The organism is Dictyobacter sp. Z7_2 (genome assembly GCF_057551105.1).
Window position 1 is genome coordinate 3,239,101 of sequence record NZ_BAAJPE010000002.1, and the last position, 13,765, is coordinate 3,252,865.

Genomic DNA, 13,765 nt, shown 5'->3' on the forward strand with positions numbered 1-13,765 from the left:
AAGGCTTCATCACCAGGTACCGCCGCACCTTGCATCCAGCGCCTCGAATGGTCCCCAAATGGTACCTCAAAGCAGCAGCGACAAGTGCTAAACAGTTGATCCATAGTTAGTTGAAGCTTATCACGCGTTATTTCTCCTGTTAATAATGTAAGTACCTACAATTATACCCGAAAATAGTCCAAAAATCAAGGATGGCAGAAAGAGGTCGAGCGCAGCGAAGACCGTGTAGCGTCGCACGCTCGCGTGCGATGTCCCACTCGACGTACGAGACAGCAGCATCTCGGCACACCACGCTGGGGCCTGATCGTACGAGTTACAGGAACATCGCACGCGAGCGTGCGACTGCAAAAAAAGAAGCATATACTATTCTGTAATGAATATACCTGAGTGGCTGTATTTACATATGTACATTGACAATGTTACAATCTTTTTTGTAAAAATGGAGCATGGAAGGATTCAATGTTTTTAATGATTCATAATACAAGGTATGTACCTCTGATTTTGTCAAGGATTGCGATCTTTTCGTCGGTTATAGTAATTTTTGTTTTTTCATCCTTTAACGTGGCACAAGCCGCAGGAAAAACTACTCCGTCCCAGACAACTGCACCTGATTGTTCAGTTCTACAAGTCCAACTACATGGTTCACAACCAGCCACTACTACCTGTTTACAGATCGGAAAGGTAGTAAAACAGGTAGGGATACTACAGCCACTTACATATACGACCGAGTGTTCAATTGCTGCTCTTGAACTCACCGTAGATATCAATGCCGGGGGATTTACTCTATGTTTTCTTGGCACTGGTTTTGTCAATATGACTGATTATTGTGGCCCTGCGCCATTCTGCTGGTCGTTTAACTGGAATGATCAAGCCAGTCATTTTTTAGCAGGATGTTCTGATGGCTATTTTTATAAAGATATAAATGGTAATGGTGTTAGCCAGCATTTTAATCCTCATACTTCTGCTAATTTTCCATATGGAGCAATTCCTAACGATGCTCTCTCTTCAATTCGACTACTTGATGACTGTACAACGGCTAGCCTCTAAATGCTGGAATTGGCTTTCCCTGACGCAGGTTGTGTTAAGGTAGAAGTACGGAAGGTGAGTCAGTGCTTTGGCAATTTTACGCAATGCAACCTGTAAAATAGGCGACTGAATGGAGGTGTTTATGTATTTTCAGGAAAATCATTTTGAGCATCAAGTAGATCAGAGAGAAAAACTGACATCCGGTGTTTCATTGAGAAAACAAAAGTTAAAGAAGCGCATTTTTTTAACTATTATTATTGTTATATCTTTGATGATTGGTGTATGGTGGAGTCTGCTGCTCTATGATTTTGATGGTCAAGAGAAAGGTTTTATTGGTGCTCTACTGACATTTATTTGTTTATTGTCTTTTGATTTCCTCGTGGGATGGATACTTTTCCTGCGTCCAAAGGAGACCCGCATCTATAGATTTCATTTAAGGTTGATTGTTGCAGCAGTTAGTGCGGTGATTGCTATACCCTTTTTGTATTCGATGTGGGCTGCACTTAGCGCACTTGGGAATGTATTAATTGTCATTGCTACTTTTCTGTGTATAAATCTTATCTTAAACGTGATCCTTAACCGCAGAAGAAATATTCCAACCTATCAGCAGCGGAACAGACTATACTGATCTGCGTATCTAAGTGACGATATAGATAATAGATGGCTCAGGTTATTTTTTTTTGATGAGGAACTCGTTCGTGGTCAGATTAGCATTCAGCAGTGTATTTCCCGTTTGACGGCTCCAGACTTTGATGTCCAGCGGGGCGGCCGGATCATTGGCGATGACGAGGAGCGTTTGACCTGATTGTAGATCTTTGAGGGCGTCGGCGATATTTTCCAGTAAACGACTGCATCCTTCGGTCCCTAAATCGAGAATCTTATCTACTCGTGTGGTGGGATTTGAAACATCCATATTGTATTGAAGCCTTTCGCAAGAAATGGTGCTGATGCTCGATGCTGTGCCTGAAATAATCATAGTATGATGAGCTTGCCATTATTGTAACATACCTTAGCCCTGACTAATATGTATATTTATGACAATCTTGATCAATGAGCTATAGATAAATCTTGTCACCTCTGGATCTTGACAAAAAGAACGTTTATGCTACACTTTACATAGATAGTTTCTTCTCAACCATTGAAATATCTGCTGGAATATCCAGACTCCACATATTGTTTTAGTAGATGTATAGCCACATTCATAAGGAGTAGACATATTTTGCGACAACTACAGCCAGCCTCTTTCTCTACAATGCATGTCATGCGCTGCTGGATGCCAGGGTCTCTCATGATGATGACCATGGTATGTCGCCAAATGTCTTTGTCCTCCTTCTGCCCGGGCTGTGAAACGCTGAAACGGTAAACCCGACGGAAAATTATATACGAGGAGTACAGATGACATTCTGTACTCCTCTTTTTTTATGCATTTGCTTGCTGATTGCTGATAGATAGGAGTTTGCTTTATGACGATTGAGCACGTTGATGAGCATGTTAGTGATCCCGCTTCCCAACGCTACTACGTCACCACGGCCATCGATTATCCCAACGGAGCGCCGCATATCGGCCATGCGCTTGAGAAAGTCGCGGCTGATATCGTTGCGCGGTATCATCGTTTGCGTGGACACGATACGTTTTTTAGTATGGGCGTGGATGAGAATAGTTTACACGTTCTGGAGGCGGCCAATGCACGCGATATTGATCCGCATGCCTGGGTGAATATGCTCGACAAGACGTTTCGACGCGCCTGGAAAGCGCTTGATGTCTCCTTCGATTATTGGATGCGTACCACTGAAGAGCGTCATACGCGTGCCTCGCAGGAGATGTTCCGACGAGCGCAGGCGCGAGGGGACATCTATAAGGACGTTTATTCTGGCTGGTACTGTCCCAACTGTAACACTTTTTATGCTACCGAGGAATTGATCGAGGGACGCTGTCCTAATCATCCGACGGTCTCGCCCGAATGGCTGCACGAAGAGAACTACTTTTTTGCGCTCTCCAAATACGGTCAACGACTCTTAGAGCATATCGAGTCGCATCCGGATTTTATCGTGCCGGCCTCGCGCAAAGCCGAGGTGATCGGACTCATTCATCAGGGACTGCGTGACTTTTCGGTCTCGCGTCTGGTGCGTCCGGGTATCGAAGGCTGGGGGATTCCCGTGCCTGATGATCCTCAGCACGTGATCTATGTCTGGTTCGACGCTTTGACGAATTACCTGACAGCCGTTGGTTTTCCCGATGATCAGCAAAAGTTCGAGCGCTATTGGCCTGCGGATGCGCATGTGATCGGCAAGGATATTACCCGTTTCCACTGTCTCTACTGGCCGGCCATGCTGCTCTCCGCTGACCTGCCTCTGCCCAGACAGATCGCCGTCCATGGTTTTCTCTCCATTGAAAGTCAGCGCATTTCAAAGACGCTGGGCAATGTGATTGATCCTATCGCGCTGGTCGACAAAGTTGGCGTAGACGCGGTGCGTTACTATCTGGCGCGTCAACTCTCGTTTGCGTCCGATGGCGATTTTTCTCGTACAGGCTTGCTGCGCTTCTATAATGATGAGCTTGGCAACGATTTAGGAAATTTATTGAATCGTGTTGTTTCTATGATCAAGCGCTATCGGCAGGGGAGTGTGCCTGTCAGTGGCCCAGCAGGTGCCTGGGAATTAGAGGTGCAGGAATTGACGGCGGTAACGCGTCAACGGGCTGAGCAGGCGCTCGATAAATGGGAGATTGCTCAGGCTCAGAACACGATCTGGATACTTGTCCGCCGGATCAACCAATATATCGAGCAGAATGCGCCCTGGAAATTGGCCAAAGATCCCGAGCAAGCACAGCAATTGGATACCGTTTTATATCATGCTGCCGAAGCAACGCGCATTATTGCCATCCTGCTGGCACCATTTATTCCAACCTCCAGCAATCGTATTCTGGAGCAGCTAGGTTTAGTTCCCGTGCAAGCCGGTGCCTGGGAGTATGACACGCAGTGGGGGAGTGTGTCGCTGACACAAATAGTGCCGGGGGCGTTATTATTCCCGCGTATCGACGCAGAGATCGCTGCCAGCCTGTAAATTTTGTGGGTGCCTTATACTATTCTCATAATAGTGGTGCAGAGAGCAGTGGCCACGTCTCGTACTGTATGTAGAAAGAGGTAGATTAAAAGCATCAGGAAGACAAAGTGATTGTGTAGAGACATTCGTTCCAATTACGCTGACACAGCTTTGATTATAAAACATTTTCTACGTCTATATCTACGTAACAATCAAAATGCACAGTTGGAGGTTGTACTCCAGAAGAAGGCAAGGGACACCATGGTTGCATTTCTCGTGACATTTATCATCGTACTTGCCGTTTTGCTTAGTGCTGTATTAGTAAATTTAGCCTTGATCTGGCGCACCGCCCAGAAGGATTGGCCGCGCCGCAGTTCTGATTATTCTCAACTGGATGACATCCTCTTTGAATAAGTATTGTAGTATACGTGTAGATGTTCTAGTCGTGAAAATGCAAGGGTTCCAAATACCTGGCTCCACGTCGCATCCATAAAAACACTCTACCTGCCTTCATCGTTTTTATGAAGTTGGAGTCTTATCCCCCCGAGTGTCTCGTTGGATGAGAAGGAGATAAAGAGATCCGTTAGCTTGTTTGGCCGGATGTCGTCATCTCCTTCGCATCCAATTTTTATTTTTGGCCTTCACTGGTAGACTGATAGTGTAATACCTGGCGAATACTACTCCATTGTTTCAATGCGTCACTGCTTTGATGCGACATGAACGACGTTTCATTGATGGAAGGGACCGTGGGGCGATGATGATCATCAGTTGGGAGAGAGGTTTTCATGCGATGAGACGACAACATAAAGTTGCTGAAATGCATTCGACACATGTTGAGACATTTTCAGTACAGCCAAGCGCGCCAATGTCAGAACCGAGCTTAAGACCCACCATACCATATAGTATCTCTGTTGTGCTGCCGGCCTATAACGAAGAGGCGATCATCCAAAAAACAGTCATCATGGTCGCGCGGGCTCTCAAAAATTGGACCGACGATTTCGAGATCATCGTGGTCAATGATGGCAGTAAGGATCGCACCCAGGATATTGTAGAGCTTCTAACGCATAGTGATACTCATATCCGTCTCCTGAACCATGCTGCCAACAAAGGCTATGGATCTGCATTAGTCAGCGGTTTTAGTGCCATCCAGAAAGATCTGGTCTTCTTCATGGACTCAGATGGGCAATTTGATATCAGCGACCTTGCAAACTTTTTCCCCCTGATCGAGCAATATGATGCCGTCTTCGGCTATCGCAATCCGCGCCGGGACCCCTGGCCACGCAAAGTCAACGCCTGGGGCTGGAAGCAACTAATCCATATCGTGCTCAACGTCCGTTTACGTGACATCGACTGCGCCTTTAAACTCTATCACGCCGACTTTTTTCAGACGCTCAATCTGGAGACCCATGGCGCAATGATTAATACCGAAATCCTGTATAAGTTTATGCGTGCCGGCCATACCTATACCGAGGTAGGTGTCCAGCATCTCCCGCGCCGCGAAGGACAGGCTACTGGAGCCCATCCTCGTGTTATCCTGCGAGCCATCGGCGAATTAATCAGATTTGCTCTCAAACCCAAGTAGCGTCGCACGCTCACGTGCGATGTCCCAGTAACTCGTACGAAACGCTCGATGTCGGCATGCAACGTAGATGTGCTTGATCGTACGTCAAGTGGGACATCGCACGCGAGCGTGCGACGCTACTTAGGATTTGAAGCCCCAGCGGTTGGCGCGGCGGCGGGCCTTCTGGGCTTCCTGGTTATTGCCGAGCGACTCAAAGACTTCGGCTTTGAGGAGCCAGGCGCGTGAATAATTTTTATCCATTTCGGTCGCCTCACTGAGTGCGTCGAGGGCGGCCTTATTGTGTCCCAGATGGATCAGCGCTTCCGCTTTATTGCACCAGGCCACGGCACTGCGTGGATTAATCATCAAGGCGCGGGTATAGGCGTCGACGGCTCCATTGAAGTCGTGCAGGCATGAGCGAGCATTCCCGAGGCCGTTCCAGGCGTGGAAACTACGGGCATCGATTTTGAGTGCTTTTTCATAGGACTCCCAGGCTTCTTCTGGAAGATTCATATCTAATTGGGTGTCAGCTTTCCCGTTCCAGGCGGCGACGTAGGTGGGGTCGATTCCCAGGGCGCGTTCGAAGTGCACGAGCGCTTGCTGATAGCGCAGGAGCCGATTCAAGACTAATCCGGCGCTGACCCAGACAACGGCGTTGTTAGGTTCTATTTCGGTGGCACGTTGATATGATTCAAGAGCTTTGCGATAATTTTGTTGATTATAGAGTGCAGTCCCTTTTCCGTTCCAGGCATAAAAATTAAATTGGTCCATACGCAAGGCATCTTCGTATGCCTGTAGAGCCTGTGAGTAGAGCTGCTGCTTCAGATATTGATCTCCTTCGCGACACTTTTCACGAATGCTGCCAGTGCTAAAATTAACTCTTGCTTGATATGGTTGTTGTTCAGGTTGCGAATTATATGAACTACTGGGATGGACTTGACCTTTATTGGTACTTCTATTAGTGCTCCTATTGATACTTCTGGGTAGATTTCGATTCGTATTTCGGCTTCTGACGATAGATGCATTCGCCTGACCGGGATGGGTCAGGTTGCGCGGTAGCGCGATCGCTGGCTCGGCCATACCGGAATTGGAGAGCGAATTACGCACTCTGGGCGCGGGACGATAGGCCGCATCGAAAGCGTGCATAAAATCCAGCATATCGACGTAGCGATCCTCGGGCCGTGGTGCGAGGGCACGTTGCAGGACAGCATCAAGTTGTGGTGGCAGTTCGGGATTGAGCGAGGTCACGGCTGGAATGGCACCTCCACGTGGGTCGAGGGGATGATAGCCTGTGAGCATCTCGTAGAGCACGACTGCACAGCCATATTGATCACTGCGCGGGTCGATGATGCCGCTACTTTGCTCAGGAGCCATGTAGCCGACCGTGCCACGGACAGTGATCGTTTTGCCAACGCTGGTCCCCGGTTCCAGGGAACGAGCGATGCCAAAATCAGTAATCATCAAGCGGTAATCCTCTTGATGGATCAAAATGTTTTCTGGTTTTATATCCCGATGGATGATCGGGCGTTGACGGGTATGAGCGTAATACAGCACATGAGCCAGCTGATGGAAATCACTGATCACTTCCTGGATCGGTAATGGTCCATTCACCTCAGCCAACCGGGTACGTAAAGAGCCATCTGTATACAAGGGCATGACCAGAAAGACGCTAGAGCCATCCTTCCCATAATCGAGTATGGGGGCAATGTTTGGATGATCGAGCGTTGCAGCGATCCGTGCTTCACGCAAGAAATGATCGCGTTCATTCGGCGTAGTTTTACTGGGTAGCAGCACTTTGATGGCAATGTGGCGAGATAGATTCTGGTCTATGCCGCGGAATACTGCTGCATAGCCACCCTTGCTCAACAACTCTTCCACCAAATACCGACCGGCCAAAGCAGTTTCTAATAACGGCAATCCACATGCTCTACAAAAAAGCTCGCTGTCCCGGTTGTCATATCCGCAGTCAACCTCATCGGCGCAGCGTCGCAGTCGCATTCCTCCTCCGTATATGCGTGACACCCATGAGTGAGCGGGTGTCGGGTGTTCTTCTAGACTTAAATTTCCTGCTTCTGTTTGGCTTGTTGATCGAGAGAACGTGCCCATTCCTGACACGAGACGGCTTCTGGCTTGCGACCTATCTTTTCGAGCACGACTGCCTTATTATACCAGGCGTCGGGTTCGTCGGGCGCAAAGGAGGTTGCTTGATCTAACGCTGCCAATGCTTCATCGAGCCGTCCAAGCGCAAAGAGAGAGAGCCCCTTATTGTTCCAGGCGGCAATATAGTGCACGTCGAGTGCTAAGGCGCGGTCGAAGGCGGCCAGCGCTTCTTGATGTCGTTGTAATTCATGTAATAAGCTCCCTTTATTATACCAGGCAGAAATCAGGCCGTCATCGTTTTGCAAGGCATGATCATATGAATCCAACGCATCCTCATACATTCGTAGTGCTGCTAATACATTCCCTCGATTATACCACGCGCCAGCCAAAGTTGGGTCGAGTCCCAATGCCTGGTCGTAATCTACCAACGCTTCTCCATAGCGACGCAGGTCGCGTAGATCATTGGCCTTATCGAACCAGATCGTTGCATTGGTTGGATCAAGCTTGGCCGCCTGCTCATGCAGTGCCAGCGCTTGATCGGTTTGTCGCAGGCGACGTAAGATATTTCCCCGCGTATCCCACAGCGAGGATTGACTATCGTCGAGGGCAAAGGCGCGATCGATTGCGATCAGTGCCTCGTCGTAGCGATGCAGGCTATAGAGTGTATCGCCCATGGCCTGCCAGATCGTGCTCTGCTGAGGATCAAGCAGCAGGGCGCGATCGAACGCTACCAGAGCCTCTTCAGGCTGTCCCTGTTCCGCCAGAGCCATCCCGCGTCCGCTCCAGGCATAGACATAATCGGGATCGAAGGTCAGTGCCTGATCGTAACAATACATCTCCTCATCGGTGCGTTGAAGATCGTGCAGGACATTCGCACGCGATGTCCATAATTCTGGATCGCGTGAGCTGAGGGCGAGTGCCTGATCATAGGCCTGCAATGCTTCTTCCGCCTGACCTAGATGCAATAATGTTGTGCCTTTGCCGCTCCAGGCCTCAATCGAGGAAGCATCTTGTTGGGTGGCCATCTTATACGCAATCAGTGCCTGCTCATAATTGCTCTGCTCGTATGCCTGATGGCCTTCCTGTAACCAATTACGGCTTTCGGGCCTGGGTGTATGTGCTGGCTGAGCAACCGGCGCGCTCATCGGGACCGCGATGCGTAGCTGTGTCGCATCCTCATCGCCACTGGCCATCTGTGCGGACGTGGATGGAAAAAGGTCACTAGATATACGATTAACAATGCGTGACAGAGTTGCTACCGGCGATGTCGTTACAGGTGTTGTCGTGATGGCAGGATGCGGCATCGTTTTCACCATAAAGACGACAGGACCATCCTGTCCATAATCAAGCACGCGGATGCTGCCAGGATCACTCACATTTGCGGAGAGCGAAACGGCTAATTCGGCATCCTGTAAAAAATCTTCACGCTCTTGCGCACTGGTATCTTTAGGTATGAGTGCTCTTACCGTTACAGGTTGTTGTGTATGTTGATCCATTGCCTGGAGGGTAGCCGTTCCACGATCTTTGCCAATCAAGGATTGAATCTGGTAGCGTCCTTGCAACACCGTATCTCGGGTCGGAATGCCACAATGTGAACAGAAACGTGCCTCATTTCGATTGTCAAACCCGCAACTTTTGAAGTCCAAGCACTTCCCCATAACCGTCCGTCCTCCCTGTCCTACGCAAAAATTGTGTGCATAGAATGTATCGTTTCTCTACTATCTCGAAAGTATTACTGCTTTGCTGGTATTTGCACATAGTGTACCACTGTTCTGCAACTTAAAGCGGACTCTTTATAGGCATATATTTCAATTTTCTATTGCATTATCTGCTATCGTTCAGATGCCAAAAATATCTTCTTGATGAATAAACGCTTACTGATGAGCTTTTACGCTATTTTTGCTCAGAATCTTCCCTCTTTTTGGCGCGTGGATGGGTTGTTGCGAGTGATCCTCTCTCACTATGGTTAACGGAAGAGTCTATGATTTTGGTTTCAGTACTAGTACCTCTGCCTTCTCGACATCCGAGAGAAAGAAACAAGTATTTGTTCTGCCGGTCCTACCTGTTTTTAAGGTGCTGCTAGTGCTCACAAAGGACTTTTGTATGCTATATAATAAGGATGGGTATGTTTGCTCTTTGATTTTGTAGGTCTGGCTCGCGCACACGTTGGTGCAGCACCTGTCTCCCTACACAAAAATACTTCTAAAAGGATTGGCTTATGAATTTGTACAAAGATGTATTTGGTGCTCGTGCAACATTGGATGGTGGAACCGATACGATCCATTACTATCGCCTGGCAGCACTAGCGGAGCGTGGTGTGGGGGGTCTTGACCGCCTTCCATTTACAATTAAAATTATTCTCGAAAACTTGTTACGTCATGCCGGTGGCGAGCTGGTGACCGAAGAGGATGTTCTCTCTCTCGCTGCCTGGACACCAGGTAAAGCAGCATCCAACGAGGCCGAATATCCATTTCTGCCGGGACGCGTGCTGTTGCAGGATTTTACTGGCGTGCCTGCCGTGGCCGATCTTGCCGCCATGCGTTCGGCGGTAGCGCGTCTCAACGGGGACCCGCAAAAAATTAATCCGCTGGTGCCCGCCGATCTCGTGATCGACCATTCGGTGCAGGTCGATTCTTATGGCTCTACTCTGGCTTTTGAGCATAACGTTGAGCGCGAGTATGAGCGTAACAGCGAGCGCTATGCTTTGCTGCGCTGGGGGCAACAAGCCTTTAGTGATTTCCGCGTTGTTCCACCGGGAACCGGCATCTGTCATCAGGTGAACCTGGAATATCTCGCATCGGTCGTCATGACGAAAGATGATGCCGGAGAGACCGTGGCTTATCCAGACTCACTGGTCGGTACAGACTCACATACGACCATGATCAATGGCCTGGGAGTCCTGGGCTGGGGCGTTGGAGGCATCGAAGCCGAGGCGGTCTTACTGGGACAACCGCTCTACTTATTGACGCCTGAAGTGATTGGTATGCGTCTGACGGGTAGTCTCTCGGAAGGGACGACCGCCACCGATCTGGTCCTGACCGTCACACAGATGCTGCGCAAGCGTGGAGTCGTCGCGAAGTTTGTCGAGTTTACTGGACCTGGATTGAGTCAATTGGGATTGGCTGATCGCGCCACCATCTCGAACATGTCGCCCGAATTTGGAGCCACCGCGACGCTTTTCCCTGTAGACGCCATCACGCTGCGCTATCTGCGCGACACTGGCCGCGATTCTAAACTGGTCGATCTGGTGGAGCGCTATACCAAAGCCCAGGGACTTTTCCGCACCGACGATACTCCCGAGCCTCAGTTTGATGATCTCCTCGAACTCGATCTGGGTACGATTGTTCCCAGTCTGGCAGGACCACGTCGTCCCCAGGATCGCGTGCCGATGAGTGCCTTATCGCAGGCTTTCCGTAGCGCGTATGCCGATCGTTTCAATGGATCGAGCAGCGGCGGCGGTGCAGCCACAGCAGTGGCCGAGAAGCCTATCATGATCGATCTGGGCGGTGTACAGACGCACTTACGCAATGGCTCAGTCGCGATTGCAGCCATCACAAGCTGTACCAATACCTCCAACCCTTCGGTTATGATTGCCGCTGGCCTGGTTGCCAAGCGTGCGGTTGAGCGAGGACTTTCCGTGAATCCAGCGGTGAAGACCAGTCTGGCTCCGGGATCGCGTGCGGTTATGGATTATCTGGAGAATGCCAATCTTGTCTCCTATCTGGAGGCGCTACGTTTCCATCTGGTCGGATTTGGCTGCACCACGTGTATCGGAAACAGTGGTTTATTGTCCGAGCCGGTCGCCGAAGCGGTGCAGGATAACGATCTGATTGTGGCGGCTGTTCTGAGTGGCAATCGTAACTTTGAGGGACGTATTCATCCTCAGGTGCGAGCGAGCTTTTTGGCTTCGCCTCCCCTCGTCGTAGCCTACGCGCTGGCAGGCACCGTCGATATCGACCTGACCACCGATCCCATCGGCGTCGATGCCAATGGAGATAAAGTATATCTGCGGGACATCTGGCCCTCTCAGGAAGAGGTGCGAGAAGCAGTCGCGCAAGCCGTGACGCCCGAAGTCTTCTCGAAGAACTACGCGCATGTCTTCGATGGCGATGAGCATTGGCAGGCACTTACGAACGCCACTGGTCCTCTCTTCAACTGGGACCCGGCCTCAACGTATGTGCAGGAGCCACCATTCTTTCAGGATATCAAACCCGAACCGGCTCCCATCCAGGACATCCATGCAGCGCGTGTACTCATCATGGTCGATGACTCCATCACCACTGACCATATCTCGCCAGCAGGCAGCTTCCCCGAGAAGAGTCCGGCGGGAAAGTATCTCATCGAACAAGGCGTTGTGCGTCGAGATTTCAATACCTATGGTGCACGGCGCGGGAATCATGAAGTAATGGTACGTGGCACCTTTGGAAATATCCGCCTGCGTAACAAACTGGTGGGTGGAAAAGAAGGCTTTTATACGCTGCACCTTCCCGATGGAGAAGAGAAAACCATCTATGATGCCTCAGTACAGTATCAGCAGGATGGCGTCCCGTTGATCATCATCGCAGGCAAAGAATATGGTTCCGGCAGCTCGCGTGACTGGGCCGCCAAAGGTCCATTGCTGCTAGGAGTACGTGCCGCGATCGCCGAAAGCTTCGAGCGTATCCATCGCAGCAACCTTGTTGGCATGGGAATTCTCCCGCTCCAGTTTCTCCCCGGAGAAAGTAAAGAATCCCTGGGCCTGACTGGACACGAGACCTATAGCATTGAGGGGATTGCCCAGAACCTCAAGCCGCGCCAGCAGATCACGGTCAGCGCCACCCGACCCGATGGCTCAACCTTCACCTTCCAGACCATCGCACGCCTGGATAGCGCCATCGACGTCACCTATTATCAAAACGGAGGCATCCTGCCCACCGTATTAAGACGCTTATTGCAGGAATAGTAACGTTTAGAGAGTGATACGCACCCCCGAAGAGGGCAAACAAGCAGACATAGCGGCGCGGCTCCGCCGTGCTGTCTGTGACTCGTACGACACCGTTGCCCATGGGGTTCCCTTGAGAGACGCCCCCAGGCCGAATCATACGAGTTGCTGACAGCACGGCGGAGCCGCGCCGCTACGTGGGCGAGCGTTTGCGCTGGGGGCGAAGGGCATTTTATGTGTCATGTACTGGAGAATATTGTATGTCTACGTATATCTCGCCTTATGTTTTGCGGAGAATGAAGCGTATCCAGAGCTTGCTTGATCGTTTGCATCCGGATGAGGCTCCGCAGGCATTGAGCGTTTCCGCTCGTCATGAGCCGCGTGATGCGGTCATTGTTTTTACGGGTTCATTTAATCCTCCGACAATTGCTCATCTGGCGCTACTGAAGCAAGCTCGCAAGTATGCTAAGGCGCATGCATCTATGCATCTCTACGCGGCCTTTAGCAAGCAGACGGTTGATAAGGAGCATGTTGAGCGTCCGCTGGTGCTTGATCGTGTAGAATTATTGCAAACGGTGCTTGAGCAGCGCCTGCCGGATGTGAATATCCTGCTTTTCAATCGAGGACTCTATCTGGAGCAGGCGCAGGCGTTGCGAGCATCGTTTCCGCAGGTGCGTCGGATCTTTTTTTTGATGGGTTTCGATAAGATTGTCCAGATTTTTGATCCGCGCTATTATGAGGATCGGGATGCGGCTCTGGAGGCGTTATTTCAGCAGGCGCAGTTGTTGGTGGTGCCACGAGGTGGCTCTGGTGCCAATGATTTAACTGAGCTACTCCAGCGACCAGAGAATGTACGCTTTGCTCGTTATGTCCACGCGCAGCCATTTGCTGCGACCTATCGAGATATCTCAGCGACCCAGGTACGACAGGGAGGATCGCTCCACGAGCATGATATCCCCTGGGCGGTGCGGCGCTTCATGCGTGAGACACGAGCCTATGCGCCTCCCATCAGACGTCCTGACGGTATTGAGGTAGACCTTTATGGCGAACGTATTGCTTACTTACGTCGTCATCTTGGTCCGGTCTCCTGACGCTCTGGGCTTTTTCTCCGCACGA

The 13,765-nt window shown here is 50.3% G+C and carries 10 protein-coding genes; 7 read left to right on the plus strand and 3 right to left on the minus strand.

Annotated elements, in window-relative coordinates; all coding sequences use genetic code 11:
* Positions 1–459 precede the first annotated feature (459 nt).
* Positions 460–1,047, plus strand: coding sequence for a hypothetical protein (locus tag AC27N8_RS27190; protein WP_487071322.1), 588 nt, complete (start codon positions 460–462; stop codon positions 1,045–1,047).
* A 121-nt stretch (positions 1,048–1,168) separates the two neighbouring features.
* Positions 1,169–1,654 (plus strand): hypothetical protein, encoded by a 486-nt coding sequence (locus AC27N8_RS27195; protein ID WP_487071324.1) that lies wholly within the window; start codon positions 1,169–1,171, stop codon positions 1,652–1,654.
* 42 nt (positions 1,655–1,696) lie between these two features.
* Here the strand turns inward: AC27N8_RS27195 and AC27N8_RS27200 are convergent, their stop codons facing one another.
* A complete protein-coding gene (locus AC27N8_RS27200) occupies positions 1,697–1,939 on the minus strand; it encodes a sulfurtransferase TusA family protein (protein ID WP_487071326.1) in 243 nt (80 codons plus the stop codon).
* Between the two features lie 550 nt (positions 1,940–2,489).
* On the opposite strand from AC27N8_RS27200, the gene metG reads away from it, so the two are divergent.
* The 3 genes from metG to AC27N8_RS27215 all read left to right on the plus strand — a co-directional run bounded on the left by metG (position 2,490) and on the right by AC27N8_RS27215 (position 5,649).
* Complete coding sequence (metG, locus tag AC27N8_RS27205; RefSeq protein ID WP_487071328.1) at positions 2,490–4,088, plus strand: methionine--tRNA ligase; 1,599 nt, start codon at positions 2,490–2,492, stop codon at positions 4,086–4,088.
* 240 nt (positions 4,089–4,328) lie between these two features.
* A complete protein-coding gene (locus AC27N8_RS27210) occupies positions 4,329–4,481 on the plus strand; it encodes a hypothetical protein (RefSeq protein WP_487071330.1) in 153 nt (50 codons plus the stop codon).
* Positions 4,482–4,857: 376 nt separating this feature from the next.
* Complete coding sequence (locus AC27N8_RS27215) at positions 4,858–5,649, plus strand: glycosyltransferase family 2 protein (RefSeq protein ID WP_487071332.1); 792 nt, start codon at positions 4,858–4,860, stop codon at positions 5,647–5,649.
* A 120-nt stretch (positions 5,650–5,769) separates the two neighbouring features.
* Here AC27N8_RS27215 and AC27N8_RS27220 read toward each other — a convergent pair whose 3' ends face one another.
* On the minus strand, positions 5,770–7,626 hold the full coding sequence (locus tag AC27N8_RS27220) for a protein kinase domain-containing protein (protein ID WP_487071334.1): 1,857 nt from the start codon (positions 7,624–7,626) through the stop codon (positions 5,770–5,772).
* 59 nt (positions 7,627–7,685) lie between these two features.
* Positions 7,686–9,386: a tetratricopeptide repeat protein gene (locus AC27N8_RS27225; protein WP_487071336.1), complete on the minus strand. Its 1,701-nt coding sequence runs from the start codon at positions 9,384–9,386 to the stop codon at positions 7,686–7,688.
* 560 nt (positions 9,387–9,946) lie between these two features.
* On the opposite strand from AC27N8_RS27225, the gene acnA reads away from it, so the two are divergent.
* Together acnA and AC27N8_RS27235 are read left to right on the plus strand one after the other, a co-directional pair.
* Positions 9,947–12,670, plus strand: a complete 2,724-nt coding sequence (gene acnA / locus AC27N8_RS27230; RefSeq protein ID WP_487071338.1) for an aconitate hydratase AcnA — start codon at positions 9,947–9,949, stop codon at positions 12,668–12,670.
* Between the two features lie 239 nt (positions 12,671–12,909).
* Positions 12,910–13,740, plus strand: a complete 831-nt coding sequence (locus AC27N8_RS27235; RefSeq protein WP_487071340.1) for a nucleotidyl transferase family protein — start codon at positions 12,910–12,912, stop codon at positions 13,738–13,740.
* The last annotated feature ends 25 nt before the right edge of the window (positions 13,741–13,765 follow it).